Origin of the sequence: Ornithinimicrobium sp. F0845 (genome assembly GCF_023015765.1) — a bacterium.
Classification (GTDB): Bacteria; Actinomycetota; Actinomycetes; order Actinomycetales; family Dermatophilaceae; genus Ornithinicoccus.
In genome coordinates this window covers 1-18,702 of the sequence record NZ_JALKAL010000021.1, presented here as the reverse complement: position 1 = coordinate 18,702, position 18,702 = coordinate 1, and the positions used below count along the sequence as shown (strand labels likewise).

At 72.0% G+C, this 18,702-nt stretch carries 16 protein-coding genes; all 16 read left to right on the top strand.

The features are described from left to right. Positions 1 to 2: 2 nt before the first annotated feature. Positions 3 to 728 (top strand): MerR family transcriptional regulator, encoded by a 726-nt coding sequence (locus MWU75_RS19085; RefSeq protein WP_247093949.1) that lies wholly within the window; start codon positions 3 to 5, stop codon positions 726 to 728. Positions 729 to 874: 146 nt separating this feature from the next. Continuing rightward, complete coding sequence (gene pyrR, locus MWU75_RS19080) at positions 875 to 1,483, top strand: bifunctional pyr operon transcriptional regulator/uracil phosphoribosyltransferase PyrR (RefSeq protein WP_247093947.1); 609 nt, start codon at positions 875 to 877, stop codon at positions 1,481 to 1,483. After that, positions 1,480 to 2,424 (top strand): aspartate carbamoyltransferase catalytic subunit, encoded by a 945-nt coding sequence (locus MWU75_RS19075; protein WP_247093944.1) that lies wholly within the window; start codon positions 1,480 to 1,482, stop codon positions 2,422 to 2,424. The genes pyrR and MWU75_RS19075 overlap by 4 nt, the downstream gene beginning before the upstream one ends. A 71-nt stretch (positions 2,425 to 2,495) precedes the next feature. Next, a complete protein-coding gene (locus MWU75_RS19070; protein ID WP_247093943.1) occupies positions 2,496 to 3,833 on the top strand; it encodes a dihydroorotase in 1,338 nt (445 codons plus the stop codon). Beyond that, entirely contained in the window at positions 3,830 to 4,996 is a 1,167-nt protein-coding gene (gene carA, locus MWU75_RS19065; protein ID WP_247093941.1) for a glutamine-hydrolyzing carbamoyl-phosphate synthase small subunit, read from the top strand. Before MWU75_RS19070 ends, carA begins: the two co-directional genes overlap by 4 nt. Continuing rightward, positions 4,989 to 8,384, top strand: coding sequence for a carbamoyl-phosphate synthase large subunit (gene carB / locus MWU75_RS19060; RefSeq protein ID WP_247093939.1), 3,396 nt, complete (start codon positions 4,989 to 4,991; stop codon positions 8,382 to 8,384). The genes carA and carB overlap by 8 nt, the downstream gene beginning before the upstream one ends. Continuing rightward, positions 8,381 to 9,178 (top strand): hypothetical protein, encoded by a 798-nt coding sequence (locus MWU75_RS19055; RefSeq protein WP_247093937.1) that lies wholly within the window; start codon positions 8,381 to 8,383, stop codon positions 9,176 to 9,178. The genes carB and MWU75_RS19055 overlap by 4 nt, the downstream gene beginning before the upstream one ends. Further along, entirely contained in the window at positions 9,175 to 10,080 is a 906-nt protein-coding gene (locus tag MWU75_RS20115; protein WP_281497529.1) for a hypothetical protein, read from the top strand. The genes MWU75_RS19055 and MWU75_RS20115 overlap by 4 nt, the downstream gene beginning before the upstream one ends. A gap of 9 nt (positions 10,081 to 10,089) precedes the next feature. After that, positions 10,090 to 10,938, top strand: a complete 849-nt coding sequence (gene pyrF / locus MWU75_RS19045) for an orotidine-5'-phosphate decarboxylase (protein ID WP_247093935.1) — start codon at positions 10,090 to 10,092, stop codon at positions 10,936 to 10,938. 175 nt (positions 10,939 to 11,113) lie between these two features. After that, positions 11,114 to 11,431: an integration host factor, actinobacterial type gene (mihF, locus tag MWU75_RS19040; protein WP_247093933.1), complete on the top strand. Its 318-nt coding sequence runs from the start codon at positions 11,114 to 11,116 to the stop codon at positions 11,429 to 11,431. 76 nt (positions 11,432 to 11,507) lie between these two features. Next, positions 11,508 to 12,119, top strand: coding sequence for a guanylate kinase (gene gmk / locus MWU75_RS19035; protein WP_247093984.1), 612 nt, complete (start codon positions 11,508 to 11,510; stop codon positions 12,117 to 12,119). Next, positions 12,116 to 12,379: a DNA-directed RNA polymerase subunit omega gene (gene rpoZ / locus MWU75_RS19030; protein WP_348647817.1), complete on the top strand. Its 264-nt coding sequence runs from the start codon at positions 12,116 to 12,118 to the stop codon at positions 12,377 to 12,379. The genes gmk and rpoZ overlap by 4 nt, the downstream gene beginning before the upstream one ends. Positions 12,380 to 12,502: 123 nt before the next feature. Continuing rightward, positions 12,503 to 13,810 carry a bifunctional phosphopantothenoylcysteine decarboxylase/phosphopantothenate synthase gene (locus MWU75_RS19025; protein WP_247093931.1) on the top strand — a complete coding sequence of 436 codons (1,308 nt, stop codon included), beginning with the start codon at positions 12,503 to 12,505 and terminating at the stop codon, positions 13,808 to 13,810. A 49-nt stretch (positions 13,811 to 13,859) separates the two neighbouring features. Further along, positions 13,860 to 15,074, top strand: a complete 1,215-nt coding sequence (gene metK, locus MWU75_RS19020; RefSeq protein WP_247093929.1) for a methionine adenosyltransferase — start codon at positions 13,860 to 13,862, stop codon at positions 15,072 to 15,074. A 155-nt stretch (positions 15,075 to 15,229) separates the two neighbouring features. Beyond that, entirely contained in the window at positions 15,230 to 17,248 is a 2,019-nt protein-coding gene (locus tag MWU75_RS19015; protein ID WP_247093927.1) for a primosome assembly protein PriA, read from the top strand. A gap of 228 nt (positions 17,249 to 17,476) precedes the next feature. Further along, positions 17,477 to 18,702, top strand: a 1,226-nt coding sequence (locus tag MWU75_RS19010) for an ABC transporter substrate-binding protein (RefSeq protein ID WP_247093925.1), incomplete at its 3' end; no start/stop codon positions are given.

The following is an 18,702-nucleotide window of genomic DNA, read 5'->3' as shown; positions in this document are numbered from 1 at the left end:
GCATGGAGTGGTCCATCCAGGAACTGTCCAGGGCGGCAGGCACGACGAGTCGGACGCTCCGCTACTACGGCGAGCGCGGACTCATCACGCCGAGTCGCACGGGCAGCAACGGGATGCGGTTCTACGACGAGTCCGCCCTCGGCACGCTCCTGCGCATCCGGATCCTGCGCGACTACGACGTCGGGCTCGGGGCGATCGAGGACGTCCTGAGCCGGAACGTCGACACAGTGGATGCGCTTCGGGAGCACGTCGCCCAGATGCGGACGCACCGTCGCGAGCTCTCGCGAAGGATCGCTTCGCTGGAGCGCACGATCGAGAAGATGGAAGGAGGTGAACAACTCATGGCAGACGAGGTGTTCGAGGAGTTCGACCACACGCAGCACCGCGAGGAGGTCGAGCAGCGGTGGGGCAAGCAGGCCTACGCCGATAGCGACCGCTGGTGGCGCTCCCTCTCCGATGAGGAGAAGAAGTACTTCCAGCAGGAGCAGAAGGACATCGCCGCGGCCTACGGCGAGGTTGCCACGTCCGGCGCGGCGCCCGACTCGCCGGAGGCCCAGGAGGTGACGGCACGCCACGTGGCGTGGCTGTCCGGGCCGACCACGGTCACGCCGGAGTACCTGACCGGGCTCGGTGAGATGTATGTCGCGGACCCGCGGTTCGGGGCCAACTACCCCGGCTACGCGGAGTTCGTGCGGGACGCCATGCGCGTCTACGCCGAGCGCATGTGACCGGACCCGGAACGGTCGGGGCTGCAGACCCGGCCGACCCGGTGCGCTCGCTCGGGCGTGCGGGCGCGTACAGTAGGCGCCACACCACCCAGATACGACGACGTCCTTTAACCACCGTCCTGTGAGGCGGGGAAGGAGTGGGCCAGATGAGCCCTGCCCAAGACCGGGTCCCTGCGGGGGCTACCGACCAGACCGGTGGACGGGTGGTGTTGGCCCAGGCCGAGATCTCCCGTGCGCTGCGCCGCATCGCCCACGAGATCCTCGAGGGAAACAAGGGCACGGAGGGGCTCGTCCTGATGGGCATCGCCACCCGCGGCGTGCCACTCGCCCAGCGCCTGGCACGCGCCCTGCACGACGTCGAGGGCGTCGAGATCCCGGTGGGCACCCTGGACATCACGATGTACCGCGACGACCTGCGCAGCCAGCCGGTCCGCGCCATGGAGCGCAGTGAGGTGCCCGACGGAGGGGTCGACGCCAGGGTCGTGGTCCTGGTCGACGACGTCCTCTACTCCGGCCGCACGGTCCGCGCCGCGCTCGACAGCCTGGCCGACCTCGGCCGCCCGCAGGCCGTGCGCCTCGCAGTGCTGGTCGACCGGGGCCACCGCGAGCTGCCGATCCGCGCGGACTATGTCGGCAAGAACCTGCCGACCGCCCAGTCCGAGCGGGTCTCGGTGCGGCTGCAGGAGTCCGACGGGGTCGACGAGGTCGTCATCTCCGCACCAGAGTCCGGCACGCTCGAGGGGGCACGGCGGTGAAGCACCTGCTCTCCATGGCCGACCTGGCCCGCGAGGAGATCCTGGAGATCCTCGACACGGCCGTCAGCATGCACGAGGTGCAGCACCGCGACGTCAAGAAGCTCCCGACGCTGCGCGGTCGCACGATCATCAACTTCTTCTTCGAGGACTCCACCCGGACCCGCAGCTCCTTCGAGATCGCGGGCAAGTGGCTGTCCGCCGACACCATCAACCTCACCGGCAAGGGGACCTCGGTCTCCAAGGGCGAGTCCCTGCGCGACACCGTCAAGACCATCGACGCCATGGGCGTGGACATGATGATCGTCCGGCACATGGCCTCGGGCGCCCCCGCCCAGATCGCACAGTGGACCAGGTGCTCCATCGTGAACGCGGGCGACGGCATGCACGAGCACCCGAGCCAGGCGCTGCTCGACGCCTACACGATGCGCCAGCGCCTCGGTGACCTGGAGGGCCGGCACGTCGCCCTCGTCGGGGACCTGACCCACTCCCGCGTGTTCCGCTCCAACGTGCTGTGTCTCACCACGCTCGGCGCGAGGGTGACCCTGGTCGCGCCGGCCACGCTCATGCCCGCCGGCATCGCCGACTGGGCGAAGGCCGACGGCATCGAGCTGTCCCACGACCTGGACGCCGTGCTGCCCACCGTGGACGCGGTGATGATGCTGCGGGTCCAGCGCGAGCGCATGTCCGGCGGGTTCTTCCCCACCGCCCGGGAGTATGCCGTCACGTACGGCCTCACCAAGGATCGCCTGCGTCTCCTCCCGGACCACGCGGTGATCTGTCACCCCGGTCCGATGAACCGCGGCCTGGAGATCTCCGGGGACGCGGCGGACGCGGCCCAGTCCCTGGTCCTGGACCAGGTCTCGGCCGGTGTCGCCGTCCGGATGTCGATCCTCTACCACCTGTTGTCCGGAGAGCAGTCCGGCGAAGGGAGCGCCGCATGAGTGACAGGACCAGCGAGGACACGAGCGTGCGAGGCCCGCAGCGGTCCGCGGAACTCATGCAGGGAGCACGCATGAGTGTCGAGACCCGTCCCACCAACACCACCCCGCTGCTGATCACCGGTCTCGACCTGGCCGGCGCCGGCACGGGTGACCTGCTGGTCGTCGACGGTCGCATCGCGGCGGTCGGTGCCGACGCGGCGGACCAGGCGCCGCAGGGCTCCCAGCGCTACCACGGCGAGGGCCTGGTCGCCCTGCCCGGCCTCGTCGACCTGCACACCCACCTGCGCGAGCCGGGCCGGGAGGACGCCGAGACCATCGAGACGGGCTCCCAGGCCGCAGCCGCCGGCGGCTTCACGGCGGTGCTGGCCATGGCCAACACGACACCGGTCACCGACACCGCGGAGTCCGCGGAGCGGATCCTCGACCTGGGGCAGCGGGCCGGCTACGTCGACGTGCACCCGGTGGGCGCGGTCTCCAAGGGACTGGCCGGCGAGGAGCTGGCCGAGCTCGGCCTGATGGCCCGCTCCCGCGCCAGGGTCAGGGTCTTCTCCGACGACGGCAGGTGCGTCCACGACGCGCGCCTGATGCGGCGGGCGCTGGAGTACATCCGGTCCTTCGACGGCGTGATCTCCCAGCACTCCCAGGACCCGGACCTGGCCGGGGCCACCGCGTGCTGCCACGAGGGCGAGCTGTCCGGCCGCCTCGGTCTGCCGGGCTGGCCCGGCGTGGCCGAGGAGTCGATCGTGGCGCGCGACGTCATGCTGGCCCGGCACACCGGCTCCCGCGTGCACGTCGCCCACGTCTCGACGGCCGGCAGCGTCGAGGTGCTCCGGTGGGCCAAGGCCCAGGGCAGCGCGGTGACGGCCGAGGTGACTCCCCACCACCTGCTCCTCACGACCGACCTGCTCACGACCTACGACCCGGTCTACAAGGTCAACCCGCCGCTGCGGCCGCAGGAGGACGTGGAGGCGCTGCGCGAGGCGCTGGCCGACGGCACCATCGACATCGTGGCCACCGACCACGCCCCGCACGTGCGCCAGGACAAGGAGCACGCCTTCACCGACGCCGCCTTCGGCATGCTCGGTCTGGAGACCGCGCTCTCGGTGGTCAGCACCGTGATGGTCGCCTCGGGACGCATGACCTGGGCCGACGTGGCCCGCACCATGTCGACCGACCCGGCGCGCATCGCCCGGCTCACCGACCAGGGACAAGGACTCACCGTGGGAGCACCCGCCAACCTCACCCTCATCGACCCCGACCGCAAGGTGGTCGTCGACGCCGCGGACAGCAAGTCGCTGTCGCGCAACAACCCGTGGCACGGGCGCGAGCTGACCTGTGGCGTGCACCTGACCATGCTCCGCGGGCGAGTCACGGCACGCGAGGGCCTCGTGTGGGGGGCATCCTCATGAGCGCGACCACGTCACCAGCAGTCCTCGTCCTGGAGGACGGCCGGGTCTTCGAGGGCGAGTCCTACGGTGCCGTCGGCGAGACCGTCGGCGAGGCCGTCTTCTGCACCGGCATGACCGGCTACCAGGAGACGCTGACCGATCCCAGCTACCACCGTCAGGTCGTCGTGATGACCGCGCCGCACATCGGCAACACCGGCGTGAACGCCCACGACATGGAGAGCCAGCGCATCTGGGTGGCCGGCTTCGTCGTCCGCGACCCCGCGATCCGCCCCTCCAACTGGCGTTCCCAGGGCGACCTGCAGACCTCCCTGGCCGACCACGGTGTCGTGGGCATCTCCGGGGTGGACACCCGGGCCCTCACGCTGCACATCCGCGACCGGGGAGCGATGCGCGCCGGGATCTTCTCCGGCCCCGTCGCCCTCGAGCCGATCCAGGCGCTCCTCGCCCGCGTGCACGCCGCTCCGCAGATGACGGGGGCCGCGCTGGCCGCCGAGGTGAGCACGCAGGAGGAGTATGTCGTGGAGCCGGTGGGCGATCACCGGTTCACCGTCGCGGCCCTCGACCTCGGGATCAAGGGCACCACCCCGCTGCTGATGGCCGAGCGCGGGATCCGCGTGCACGTGCTGCCGGCCGACACCGGTGTCGACCGGGTGCGTGAGCTGGCGCCGGACGGGGTGTTCTTCTCCAACGGTCCGGGGGACCCGGCCACCGCCGACAGCGAGATCGACCTGCTCCGCAGCGTCCTCGACGACCGCATCCCGTTCTTCGGCATCTGCTTCGGCAACCAGCTGCTGGGCCGCGCCCTCGGCCTGGACACCTACAAGCTGCCCTTCGGCCACCGCGGGATGAACCAGCCCGTCCTCGACCGGGCGACCGGCAAGGTCGAGGTGACCAGCCACAACCACGGCTTCGCCATCGCCTGGCCCGGCGGGGACACCACCCAACCGGTCGACACGGCATACGGCGCGGTGCGGGTCTCCCACGTGGCCCTCAACGACGACGTGGTCGAGGGGATCGAGTGCCAGGACATCCGGGCCTTCTCGGTGCAGTACCACCCCGAGGCGGCGGCCGGCCCGCACGATGCGAGCTATCTGTTCGACCGGTTCGTGGAGATGATGCAGCAGCGAGCCGGCGCCGAGGGGGAGGAGGGCCAGCATGCCTAGGAACGAGGCCATCACCAGCGTCCTGGTCATCGGGTCGGGCCCGATCGTCATCGGGCAGGCCGCCGAGTTCGACTACTCCGGCACGCAGGCGTGCCGGGTGCTGCGGGAGGAGGGGGTGCGCGTCATCCTGGTCAACTCCAACCCGGCCACGATCATGACCGACCCGGGCGTCGCCGACGCGACCTACGTCGAGCCGATCACCCCGGAGATCGTCGAGGCGATCATCGCCAAGGAGCGGCCGGACGCCGTGCTCGCGACGCTGGGCGGGCAGACCGCCCTCAACACCGCGATCGCCCTGCACGAGTCGGGGATCCTGGAGCGCTACGACTGCCCGCTGATCGGCGCCAACGTCGAGTCGATCCAGCTCGGCGAGGACCGGCAGGCGTTCAAGGGCGTCGTGGAGCGGTGCGGTGCCGAGAGCGCGCGCTCGATCATCGCGCACACCATGGAGGAGTGCCTGGCGGCGGCCGAGGAGCTCGGCTATCCGATGGTCGTGCGGCCCTCGTTCACCATGGGAGGCCTGGGCTCCGGCTTCGCCCACGACGAGGAGTCGCTGCGGCAGATCGCAGGCGCCGGCCTGCAGGACAGCCCGACCACCGAGGTGCTCCTGGAGGAGTCGATCCTGGGGTGGAAGGAGTACGAGCTGGAGGTGATGCGCGACCGGGCGGACAACGTCGTGGTCGTCTGCTCCATCGAGAACCTCGACCCGATGGGCGTGCACACCGGCGACTCGATCACGGTCGCGCCGGCGATGACGCTGACCGACCGGGAGTATCAGGAGCTGCGCGACATCGGCATCGCCGTGATCCGCGAGGTCGGCGTCGATACCGGCGGCTGCAACATCCAGTTCGCGGTCAACCCCCAGGACGGGCGCATCATCGTCATCGAGATGAACCCGCGGGTGTCGCGCTCCTCGGCGCTGGCCTCCAAGGCCACCGGCTTCCCGATCGCCAAGATCGCGGCGCGCATGGCGTTGGGCTACACGCTGGACGAGGTGCCCAACGACATCACCTCGGTCGGGGGGCGCCGCCCACCAACTGCCCCCGGACACGCCTCGGGCGCGAGCGACTTCTACTCGGCAGCCTTCGAGCCGAGCCTGGACTACGTGGTGGTGAAGGTGCCGCGCTTCGCCTTCGAGAAGTTCCCGGCGGCCGACCCGACGCTCACCACGACCATGAAATCGGTCGGTGAGGCGATGTCCATCGGCCGCAACTTCACCGAGGCCCTGCAGAAGGCGCTGCGCTCGATCGAGCGCAAGGACTCCTCCTTCCACTGGCGACCGGGGGAGACGCCCACCGCGGAGATGGCCCAGGCGCTGCTCGAGGAGGCGGCGACGCCCACCGACGGCCGGCTGGTGCTGGTGCAGCAGGCCCTGCGCGGTGGTGCCACGGTCGAGCAGGCGCACGAGGCCACCCGGATCGACCCCTGGTTCCTGGACCAGATCGTCCTGATCAACCAGATCGCCGAGGAGCTGGCGGCCGCGGCCGCGGGACCGGCGGGCCGGGCCACGCCGCAGCTGCTGCGCCGGGCCAAGCGGCACGGCTTCTCCGACGCACAGATCGCCGAGATCACCGGGCAGCCCGAGGCGGTCGTGCGCGGGGTCCGGCAGGCGCTCGGGGTGCGTCCGGTCTACAAGACCGTCGACACCTGTGCCGGGGAGTTCGAGGCCACCACGCCCTACCACTACTCCAGCTATGACTCGGAGTCGGAGGTGGCGCCGCGGACGAACCCGGCCGTCATCATCCTCGGGTCCGGTCCCAACCGGATCGGTCAGGGCATCGAGTTCGACTACTCCTGCGTGCACGCCTCCCTCGCCCTGCGCGAGCGCGGCTTCGACACGGTGATGGTCAACTGCAACCCCGAGACCGTCTCCACCGACTACGACACCTCCAGCCGGCTCTACTTCGAGCCGCTGACCCTGGAGGACGTCCTGGAGGTCGTGCACGCCGAGCGTGAGGCCGGCCCGGTGGCCGGGGTCATCGTCCAGCTCGGCGGCCAGACGCCGCTCGGCCTGGCGGCCGCGCTGAAGGCCGAGGGGGTGCCGATCGTGGGCACCTCACCGGAGGCGATCGACCTGGCCGAGGACCGCGGCGCCTTCGGGCGGGTGCTGCAGGAGACGGGCCTGGTCGCCCCCCGGCACGGCACGGCATACTCCGCCGACGAGGCGCTCGAGGTGGCACGGGAGATCGGCTACCCGGTCCTCGTCCGCCCCTCCTACGTGCTCGGCGGGCGCGGCATGGAGATCGTGTATGACGACGAGTCCCTGACCACCTACGTCACCCGGGCGACCACCGCCGCGCCGGAGCACCCGGTCCTTGTCGACCGGTTCCTGGACGAGGCGATCGAGATCGACGTCGATGCCCTCTATGACGGCCGGGACCTCTACCTCGGCGGCATCATGGAGCACATCGAGGAGGCGGGGATCCACTCCGGCGACTCGGCGTGCGTCCTGCCGCCGGTGACCCTCGGGCGGGAGGAGATGACCCGGGTCCGGGAGGCCACGCACCAGCTCGCCGAGGCGATCGGTGTGCGCGGGCTGCTCAACGTTCAGTTCGCCCTCGCCCAGGACGTGCTCTACGTCCTGGAGGCCAACCCGCGGGCGAGCCGGACGGTGCCGTTCGTCGCCAAGGCAACCGGGGTGCAGCTCGCCCGCGCTGCGGCCCTGGTGATGCTCGGCTCCACCATCGAGGAGCTGCGGGACGAGGGCCTCCTGCCGCGGCACCGCGACGGCGGCGACCTGCCGGACCAGGCCCCGGTGTCGGTGAAGGAGGCGATCCTGCCGTTCCGCCGGTTCCGCACCCAGACCGGCCAGGCGGTCGACTCCATCCTGGGCCCGGAGATGCGCTCCACGGGTGAGGTGATGGGCATCGCCGCCGACTACGGCACCGCGTTCGCCAAGAGCCAGCTGCGCGCCGGGTCGGCACTCCCGCAGTCGGGCACGATCTTCGTGTCGGTCTCCAACCGGGACAAGCGCTCGATGATCTTCCCCGTCAAGCGACTGGCCGACCTCGGCTTCCGGGTGGTGGCGACCGCCGGCACCGCGGATGTCCTGCGACGCAACGGGATCCAGGCCACGGTGGTGCGCAAGCACAGTCAGGGCCGCGGGCCTGAGGGCGAGCCGACGATCGTGGAGATGATCTCCGGCGGCGAGATCGACATGGTGATCAACACCCCGTCCGGGCAGGGCGCTCGGGCCGACGGCTACGCGATCCGGGCCGCCACCACGAGCCTGGACCGGCCCATCATCACGACCGTGCAGCAGCTCGGCGCGGCCGTCCTGGGGATCGAGGCCGCCGGCGCCGGGCCGATGGAGGTCGCCTCGCTGCAGGAGCACGCGGCGGCCCTGGACCTCTTCGGTCAGCTCCCCGCGGGGGCGCCGCAGGCATGAGCGCGCCGTTGCTGCACCGCCGTGCCGGGGAGGTGGTGGCCAACCGGCCGCTCGGCGCCTACCGGCAGCTCTCGGTGGTGCTCCCCGCGCTGGCGACCCCGGCGCGGCCGGGGCAGTTCGTCATCACCCCTCCCGCTCGCGCCGACCAGGTCCTGCCGCGGACCTGGTGGGTGGCAGGCGAACGCACCGAGCCCGGCTTCGGCACCACCCTCGAGCTCGTGGTCCCGGATCCGCCGGGGGGTTCAGGTGCCCTGCCGGCTCCGGGGGACGAGCTGCTCCTCACCGGCCCGGTGGGGCGAGGGTTCGGGCTGCCGACCACACCGGTGACGGCCGTGGTGGCGACGCAGGGGGCGGCGGGGGCCGCGGGGCGGTGGTTGTGCGAGCGGCTGCGCACGGTCGGCTGCGCGGTCCATCTGGTCTCCTGCGCCGACGAGCCGGAGCAGCACGTGGACCTCGTCCTGGCCCGGCGGTCGGCCGACGGGGTGATCCTCACCGAACCCGCAGGTGCTGAGGCAGCCCTGACCAGCCTCACCGAGCGGGTCCACCCCTCCGTCCTGTATGCCGTGGGGCCGCTTTCCCTGTCCCGCACCGTCGCCGAGGTTGCGGCAGGGACCGGCGCGGTGAGCCAGGTGAGCGGCGTGGACATCGGCGCCGACGGTCTGTGCGGTCACGGTCTGTGCGGGGCGTGCGACCTGCCGCTGCACGAGTCCGCCGGGTCCGGCTCGACGGTTCGCCCGTGTGCCGAGGGTCCGGTGCTCCGAGGTGGCCTCGTCGACTGGGAGGCGGCGCAGTGAGTGCCTGGTTGCCCCGGGTCACGGCGGCCGCCGGCTGCGGCGGCAGCGGCCGCGAGCTCGCGCGCTTTGGCGACCTCGCGGCCCTTGACGCGGTCCTGATCGGGCCGATCGGACCACCCGGGGCCGATGACGCGGGTGGTGCGGGGCGCGCACGGGCCCGGCTCGCGGCCAGCCCCTCGGGGCTCGTGCACACGCCGGCCCCGGCGCTGCCTGTCGAGCACGTCGTGGAGGACCTGCTGCCGTGGTTCCGGGCGAGAGGGCTGCCGGTGGTGTGTGCCGTGCGTGGTGGGACCGCCGGAGCGGTGGCCGACGTCCTGCAGGAACTGCGCCGGTCTCTGGACTTCACGACGGTCGCGGCGGTCGAGGTCGACCTGACGACCGACCGGGAGGAGACCCGGGCCGCAGGGGTCCTTGGACCGACGGACCGGGTGGGGCCGTGGTCGGCTGACCCGCAGGCCTGCCTGAAGCTCCTCGCGTCGGCGCGCGAGCAGCTGCCGCGGGACCTGCTGCTCACCGCCAAGCTGGCCGGCGAGTGCCCGGACCCGCTCGCGACGTCCCGGGCGGCCGTCGGAGGTGGCGCCCGGGCACTCGTGCTCAGTGGCAGCGTGCCCGCCGTCGGTCCGCCGCGCCAGCACCTTGTCGGGCCGGCTATCGGCCCGGTGACGCTCGGGCTGGTCACCAGGATCCGGGCCGCCATCGCGGCCGGCCGGGTCCCGGACGTGCCCCTCGTGGCGGTCGGTGGTGTCCACGACATCCGCACCGCACGGCAGGCACGCGCGACCGGTGCGGCCGGCGTCCAGCTCGGCACGGCCCTGCTGGCCGACCCGCAGGTCCTGTGGGACGTGCACCAGGCACTCACCACCGTCTCACCTCCACCACCCGTGTCCGACACCACCGACTGAGGAGTGCACATGGCACACGATCGACCCCGATTCAGCGCCCGGCTGCTCACCGCCATGGAGGCCCACGGGCCGCTGTGCGTGGGGATTGACCCGCACCCGGGGCTGCTGGCGAGCTGGGGCCTGCCCGACTCGGCCGACGGCCTGTCACGGTTCTGCGATGGAGTGCTCGAGGCGGTGGCTGGGCGGGTCGCCGCGGTCAAGCCCCAGTCGGCCTTCTTCGAGCGGCACGGCGCGGCCGGCGTCGCAGCCCTGGAGCAACTCCTGGCTGACCTGCGGTCCGCCGGGACGTTGAGCGTGCTCGACGTGAAGCGCGGGGACGTCGGCTCCACGATGGCGGCGTACGCCGAGGCGTACCTGGCCGACGGAGCGCCCCTCGCCGCGGACGCCATCACCGTCACGCCCTACCTGGGCACCGGCGCCCTGGCACCTGCCCTGGACACGGCGGCCGCGACCGGGCGCGGAGTCTTCGTCCTGGCGCTCACCTCCAACCCCGAGGCGCCGGCCGTCCAGCACGCGGGGGAGCCGTCGGTCGCTCGAACGGTCGTGGCCGACGTGACTCGCCGAAACGCGGGCGCGGAGCCCGTGGGGGACGTCGGGATGGTCGTCGGCGCGACGGTCGGGGAGGCGCCGCAGCGGCTCGGGATCGACCTGGTCGCCGCCAACGGCCTCGTCCTGGCGCCCGGGGTCGGGGCGCAGGGGGCCACGGCCCAGGACGTGGCCGCGACCTTCGCCGGGCTGCACCGCCGTGTGCTGGTGCCCGTGAGCCGGGGTATCCTCTCCGCGGGACCTGGACCGGAGCAGATCCGCGCCACGGCCGACAGGCTGAGCTCGGAGCTGGTCTCGCAGTTGTGGACCTGACCTGGGGTTGGCAGGCTGTCACCCATGTCGCTAGGTTCGCAGGGGAGGGCATCATGGACCGCCGTCGGGCGAGCTGACCCTCTCCGCCCCCAGGGGCAGGGCAGGATGAGGCCGGCGCACCGCGGCGCCGGACTCTGCAGGACGACCACTCAACATGACCGATGAAGGAGCAACCGTGGCACTTCCCCAGCTGACACCTGAGCAGCGAGCCGAGGCTCTGGCCAAGGCGGCGGTCGCGCGCCGTGAGCGCGCTGCGGTCAAGAACCGCTTGAAGAACTCGCAGGGTTCCCTGGCCGATGTCCTGGCCGAGGGCAAGGACAGCGACATCGTCGGCAAGATGAAGGTGTCGGCGCTGCTGGAGTCGATGCCGGGAGTGGGGCGGGTCCGCGCGAAGCAGATCATGGAGACCGTCGGCATCTCCGAGAGCCGCCGGGTCCGTGGACTGGGCGCGAACCAGACCCGTGACCTGCTCGCCTACTTCAACGAGGGCTGATCACCCCTTGACACGCGCCCCGGAGGGCACGGGGCACCCGGACGGCAGGGGGGACCGGACGGAGAGCCCCCGTCTCGTGGTCCTGGCCGGTCCCACCGCCGTCGGGAAGGGCACGGTCGCGGCCTACATCCGTCGGCACCATCCCCAGGTGTGGCTGTCGGTGTCGATGACCACCCGTCGACCCCGTCCCGGCGAGGTCGACGGGGTCCACTACCACTTCGTCGACGACCAGGAGTTCGACCGACTCCAGGACGCCGGGGAGTTCCTCGAGTGGGCCGTCGTGCACGGCCGCGCCCGCTATGGCACCCCGCGCGGTCCGGTCGAGCGGGCCCTCGCGAACGGACGACCAGCCCTGCTCGAGATCGACCTGGCGGGAGCACGGCAGGTTCGTGAGGCCATGCCCGGGGCCTTCTTCGTCTTCCTGGAGCCGCCCTCGTGGGAGGACCTGGTCGAACGGCTGATCGGACGGGGCACCGAGACCGAGGCCGAGCAGCAGGTGCGGCTGGACACGGCCCGCACCGAGCTGAAGGCCGTGTCGGAGTTCGACGCCCGCATTATCAACGACGATGTTTCACGTGCGGGCGAGGAACTCGTATCATTGATGTCTGAACCCCGCAGCCCAGGCCCCGAGGACCTTCCCTCGCGAGCCGGGCAGCGCACCGAGACGACGAGGACACAGCTGACGTGATTGGCACCATTGCCGCCCCGGAGGGCATCACCAACCCCCCGATCGACGACCTGCTCAAGCGGGCCGACTCCAAGTACGCCCTGGTCATCTACGCCGCCAAGCGCGCCCGCCAGATCAACGCCTACTACTCCCAGCTCTCCGAAGGCCTGCTGGAGTATGTCGGGCCGCTGGTCGAGTCGGAGATGACCGACAAGCCGCTGTCCATCGCGCTGCACGAGGTCAACCAGGGCAAGCTGCACACCTCCACCCCCGAGAACTGAACGCTGCCGCATGGACTGACCTCTGCTGCACCGACTGCAGGTCTCACCGGACGTCGGGCACGGGGGCAGTAAGCTCACCGCCGGGACCGATCGCCGCCCACCTGCCGCAGGGAGACCTCTGACATGAAACTCGTGCTCGGTGTCAGCGGCGGCATCGCCGCCTACAAGGCGGCGCTCCTGCTGCGGTTGTTCACCGAGGCGGGCTATGAGGTGACCGTCGTGCCGACCGCGGCGGCGCTGCGCTTCGTCGGTGAGCCCACGTGGGCGGCGCTGTCCGGTCGACCGGTCGCCACCGACGTGTGGACCTCCGTCCACGAGGTCCCGCACGTCCGGCTGGGCCACGAGGCGGACCTGGTCGTGGTGGCACCGGCAACCGCCGACCTGCTGGCGCGCGCCGCGCACGGGCAGGCCGACGACCTGCTGACCAACACCCTGTTGACCGCCCGCTGCCCGATCCTGATGGCCCCGGCGATGCACACCGAGATGTGGACGCACCCGGCGACCGCCGCCAACGTGACGCGGTTGCGCGAGCACGGGGTGCACGTGCTGGACCCGGCCTCCGGACGCCTCACCGGTGTCGATACCGGACCGGGTCGGCTGCCGGAGCCGGAGGAGATCTTCGCGGCTGCCGTGGCGCTCGTCGACCGCGACGAGGACGGGACCGCTCCCGGCCAGGGGAGCGATCGTCATACTCCCGGGTCTGCCGACCCCCTCGCAGGTGACCTGGCCGGTCGCCACGTCGTGGTGAGCGCCGGGGGCACGCGTGAGCCGCTGGACCCGGTCCGCTTCCTGGGCAACCGTTCCTCGGGCAAGCAGGGTTATGCGCTCGCCGAGGCCGCGGCGGCGCGGGGCGCGCGGGTGACGCTGGTGTCGGCCAACTCCGACCTGCTCGTCCCGGCCGGGGTCGAGGTGGTCCGGATCGAGACGGCACTGGAGCTCCAGGAAGCGGTCCGGGCGGCCCTGCCCGGTGCCGACGCGGTCGTCATGGCCGCCGCGGTCGCCGACTTCCGCCCCAGGGACTACCAGGACAACAAGATCAAGAAGACCCACGGCGAGGGGCAGCAGGACGCGGCCCCGACCATCGAGCTGGTGCGCAACCCCGACATCCTCGCCGGCCTGGTCGCCGAGCGTGGCACCTCGGCCTCCCCGGTCATCGTCGGCTTCGCGGCCGAGACGGGCGACGCCAGCGGCGACGTCCTGACCCTCGCGCGAGCCAAGCTGGCGCGCAAGGGCTGTGACCTGCTGGTGGCCAACGAGGTCGGCCGCGACGTGACGTTCGGCAAGGACGACTCGATGGTGCACCTGTTGCGCCCGGACTCCGAGGAGGTGCGCACCGTGGGACCGGCCCCCAAGCTAGTCGTCGCGGGCGCGGTGTGGGACGAGGTCGCGGACCTGTTGACAGGCCACGGCACTGTCCCTGCCGGACAGTAGACTGCGCCGAGTCCCGCCAGCAGCCGCTGCACCCCCGAGGAGTCCATCCGTGCCACGTCTATTCACCTCTGAGTCCGTCACCGAGGGTCACCCCGACAAGATCTGTGACCAGATCAGCGACGGCATCCTGGACGAGCTGCTGCGCCAGGACCCGCAGTCCCGCGTCGCCGTCGAGACGCTGGTGACCACCGGGTTGGTGCACGTGGCGGGGGAGGTGCGCACGACGGGTTACGCGGACATCCCCACGATCGTCCGTGACACGATCCTGGCCATCGGCTACGACAACTCGCACAAGGGTTTCGACGGCCGCACCTGTGGTGTCGAGGTCTCGATCGGCGGCCAGTCCGCCGACATCGCGGCCGGGGTGGACACGGCCTACGAGCAGCGCGAGCACGCCTCGGCGGACCAGTACGACCTGCTCGGCGCCGGGGACCAGGGGCTGATGTTCGGCTACGCGTGCAACGACACCCCCGAGCTGATGCCGGTGCCGATCTGGCTGGCCCACCGGCTCGCGGAGCAACTGACCCAGGCGCGCAAGTCCAACGAGCTGGACTACCTCCGTCCGGACGGCAAGACCCAGGTCACCATCGAGTACGACGGCGACCGGGCGGTGCGGCTGGACACCATCGTCCTGTCAACGCAGCACGCCGAGGGTGTCAGCCTGCGGGACCAGCTGGAGCCGGACATCCGGGCGCGCGTCATCGAGCCGGTGCTGCAGCGGGCCCGGGACAACGGGCTGCAGCTCGAGACCGGCGACCACCGGCTCCTGGTCAACCCGACGGGCAAGTTCGTGATCGGCGGCCCGATGGGTGACGCCGGGCTCACCGGCCGCAAGATCATCGTCGACACCTACGGCGGCATGGCCCGGCACGGTGGCGGGGCGTTCTCCGGCAAGGACCCCTCCAAGGTGGACCGGTCGGCGGCCTACGCCATGCGCTGGGTCGCCAAGAACGTCGTGGCGGCCGGCCTGGCCGGACGCTGCGAGATCCAGGTCGCGTATGCGATCGGTGCCGCCACGCCCGTGGGCCTCTACGTCGAGACGTTCGGCACCGAGACCCGCCCGGTCGAGCGCATCCAGGACGCCATCACCAAGGTGTTCGACCTGCGGCCGGCGGCGATCGTCGAGGAGCTCGACCTGCTGCGTCCCATCTACCAGGCGACCGCCGCCTACGGGCACTTCGGCCGCACGACGGCCGAGGGCCTCGAGCGGCCGTTCACCTGGGAGGAGACCAACCGCATCGAGGATCTCCGGGCAGCAGTCTGAGGGGACCGGAGGTGGTGCCCGACGAGCCCGACGGTCAGCCGACCCTCGCGGGGCTGGCCGTTCCCTCCGCGCATCGGTCCGGGGGGCGCAGCGGGCCGTCGGAGACCGGTGGGTCGAGCGGCGCGCGGGGTGCCGCTCGCGCGTCTGATCCGGTCGTGGACGAGCCGGTGGCGGTGGTGGTGGTCGACAGCCACCTGGCGCACCTGGACCGTCCGTTCGAGTATGCCGTCCCGGCCGACCTGGCCGACCGCGCCCGTCCCGGGGTGCGGGTGCGGGTGCGGTTCGCCGGCCGACAGGTCGACGGGTTCGTCGTGGAGCGCCGCGCCGAGGCCGAGCACGCCGGTCGCCTGGCCCCGCTGCTCAAGGTCGTCTCGGACGAGGTCGTGCTCACGCCCCACCTCGTGGCGCTCTGCCGGGACCTCGCCGACCACTACGGGGGGACGTTCGCCGACGTGCTGCGGCTGGCCGTCCCGCCACGTCACGCCCGTGCCGAGAGGTCGGTGCCGGCCGACTCACCGGAGCCACCGGCTCCCACGTCACGCGCGTCCTTGTCCGGAGGCCCGGCGCCGGGGGACGCGCCGCGGGGCTGGCAGCCCTACCCCGCGGGTGCGGCCCTGATCCGTCGGCTGGAGGCGGGGGAGTCGCCGGCCGCTGCCTGGCTCGCGGCGCCGGATGCCGGGTCGCCGGAGGGCTGGCCTGCCGCCCTGGCGACGGCGGTCGCTGCCGTGCACGTGTCCGGACGGGGCAGTGTCGTCGTCCTGCCGGACCACCGCGACATCGAGCGGGTCGCGACCGCCCTCGACGACGTCCTCGGACCGGATTCCTACGTCCGGCTGACCGCCGACCTGGGGCCCGAGCAGCGTTACCGTGCATGGGTCCGGGTGCTGCGGGGCCACGTCCGGGTCGTCCTCGGCTCCCGGTCGGCCGCCTTTGCCCCGGTGCGTGATCTCGGACTGGTGGTCTGGTGGGACGACGGCGATGACAACCTGCAGGAGCCGCGGGCACCGTATCCGCACGTGCGGGAGGTGCTGCGCCGTCGGGCCGCGCTCTGCGGGGCCGCGCTGCTCGTGGGGGGCTACACCCGCACGGTCCAGGTGCAGCAGTGGGTCCAGCGCGGTGAGCTCCCGGACGTGCGCGCCGACTCCGTGGCCGCCCTGGCACCACGGGTCACCGTGGCCGGCGAGGGGCACCTCGCGGCACGCGACGCGGCCGCTGCGGTCGCCCGGATGCCGAGCGTGGCCTGGCGCGCCGTCAAGGACGGACTCCTGCGGGGCCCGGTGCTCGTGCAGGTGCCCCGGCGCGGTTACCTGGCGGGGCTCAGCTGCGAGCACTGCCGGACAGCCGTGCGCTGTGCGGCCTGTGCCGGGCCACTCCGGGTCACCGCCGCCGGCGGGTCGGCGACGTGTGCCTGGTGCGGCCGGCCCGACGCGGGCCGAGCGTGCCGGGAGTGTGGCGGCACCACGCGCCGGTCTCGGGTCGTCGGGGAGGAGCGGACGGCGGAGGAGGTCGGGCGCTCCTTCCCCGGGTCGCGGGTCGTCGTGTCCCGAGCGGGCAACGTCCTGGCCTCGGTGCCGGCCCGACCCGCCGTGGTCGTCGCGACGACGGGCGCTGAGCCCGTGGCCGAGGAGGGCTATGCCGCCACCCTGCTCCTCGACGGTTGGGCACTGCTCGACCGCGGTGGCCTGGACGCCGGTGTCGAGGCGCTGCGCCGGTGGAGCGCAGCCGCCGCACTGACCCGGCCGGGCGGGCCCGTCGTGCTCGTCGGGGTCCCACCTCACGCGGGCCTGCCACCGGTGGAGGCGCTGGTCCGCTGGGACCCGACCTGGCTGGCCCGGCGGGAGCTGGAGGAGCGTGTGTCCCTCGGGCTGCCCCCCGCGCGCCGGACGGCCACGGTCACGGGCGAGCCCGGGGCCGTGGCCGGTGCCGCGGAGGCACTGACCACCGGTCCGCACGGACCGCGCCTGGAGGTCCTCGGGCCGCTCCCGGTGTCGGCCGGCGCGGGGGAAGAGGAGCGGGCGCACCGGCTGGTGATCCGGGAGGCAACGGGCCGCGGTGGCCTGTCGGCGGCCGGTGTCCTGCCGCGGGCGCTGCAGGACCTGCGCGCTGCCCGGAGCCTGCGCAAGACGCCCGGCGAACTGGTCGTCCAGCTCGATCCGCTGGACCTCGACCTGTAGCGGTCGCGACCCTTCCTCGACGGCGTTCGTGGTTGCGTCTCAACTCGGTAACGATCGGGTCACCAAGCGGTGACTTGTGTTGGTAATCGGGGGCGCTGTTGAATACTTTGGCTCACGCATACCCCCCCCGGCGCGTTGCAGGCTGCCGGGTCCCGGCCATGGGGGCCGGCACCCGCCTGCGGATGTGTCCGCTCAATAGGAGGAACATTGAAGATCAGGCGCACAACCATGGCGATCGTGGCCGCGGGAGCCCTGGTGCTGTCGGCTTGCACGTCGGACACCCCTGACGACGACACGACGACTGAGGGCACCGAGGCCACCGACGAGGGCTCCGAGGAAGAGGAGGCCGAGGACACCGCGGCCCCCGAGGACGCGGAGCAGACCACCGAGGCTGGCGAAGGCGAGGAGGCCGCCGGTAGCACCGGCAAGCCGGACCTGGGTGAGATCACCACCAAGCAGGACAACATCTTCTTCTCCGTGGGTGCCGACGAGTGGGCCGGCCTGAACGCGAACACCGCCGAGACCAACTCGGTCTACAACTCGGTCGTCTCCTCGCGCCTCGGCTCCAGCTTCTGGTACTACGGCACGGACGGCACGATCTACCCGGACGAGGACTACGGCACCTACACGGTGACCAGCGAGGACCCGCTGACGGTTGAGTACACCATCTCCGATGAGGCGGTCTGGGAGGATGGCACGCCCATCACCTACAACGACTACCTCTTCGACTGGGCGTCCAACAACCCGCCGTCGATCTACGGCGAGCCGCCGGCCGACGACCCGGACTACGTCCCGGCGTTCAACAACGTCGCCACCGACTGGGGCATCTACGTCCCGGACGGCCCGCAGGGTGAGCTGAACGGCAAGACGTTCACGATCACCTACCCCGAGCCCTACCCGGACTACACGCTGATGGTCGGCGGGGCGTTCCCGTCCCACGTGGCCGCGGAGCAGTCCGGTATGACGCCGGAGGAGCTGGTCACCGCGATCCAGGAGGGCGACGTTGACGCGATCGCCCCGGCGGCGGAGTTCTGGAACACCGGCTGGCTCTCCCCGGAGAAGACCCTGCCGGACCCGATGATCGCCCAGTCCAGCGGCCCGTACACCATCGACGCGTCCAAGGGCGCGGAGTGGAGTGTGGGTGAGTACATCACCCTCGGCCCGAACGACGTCTACTGGGGCCCGCCGCCGGCGACCTCCAACCTGACGTTCCGCTTCGCGGCGCCGGAGACCCACGTCCAGGCCCTGAGCAACGGTGACCTGAACATCATCGAGCCGCAGGCCACCGTGGACACGGTCCAGCAGATCGAGGCCCTGGGTGATGCGTTCGTGCTCGAGAAGGGCGCGACGATGACCTTCGAGCACGTCGACTTCAACTTCGCCGAGGGCAGCCCCTGGGCCGAGGACGCTGGTGGCCTGGCCGCCCGCGAGGCGTTCGCCTACTGCCTGCCGCG

Excerpts from the sequence above, each read along its gene's own strand:
- carB (WP_247093939.1), top strand. The coding sequence starts at position 4,989 with ATGCCTAGGAACGAGGCCATCACCAGCGTCCTGGTCATCGGGTCGGGC.
- pyrR (WP_247093947.1), top strand. The coding sequence starts at position 875 with ATGAGCCCTGCCCAAGACCGGGTCCCTGCGGGGGCTACCGACCAGACC.
- MWU75_RS19055 (WP_247093937.1), top strand. The coding sequence starts at position 8,381 with ATGAGCGCGCCGTTGCTGCACCGCCGTGCCGGGGAGGTGGTGGCCAAC.
- pyrF (WP_247093935.1), top strand. The coding sequence starts at position 10,090 with ATGGCACACGATCGACCCCGATTCAGCGCCCGGCTGCTCACCGCCATG.
- MWU75_RS19085 (WP_247093949.1), top strand. The coding sequence starts at position 3 with ATGGAGTGGTCCATCCAGGAACTGTCCAGGGCGGCAGGCACGACGAGT.
- MWU75_RS19070 (WP_247093943.1), top strand. The coding sequence starts at position 2,496 with ATGAGTGTCGAGACCCGTCCCACCAACACCACCCCGCTGCTGATCACC.
- carA (WP_247093941.1), top strand. The coding sequence starts at position 3,830 with ATGAGCGCGACCACGTCACCAGCAGTCCTCGTCCTGGAGGACGGCCGG.
- MWU75_RS19025 (WP_247093931.1), top strand. The coding sequence starts at position 12,503 with ATGAAACTCGTGCTCGGTGTCAGCGGCGGCATCGCCGCCTACAAGGCG.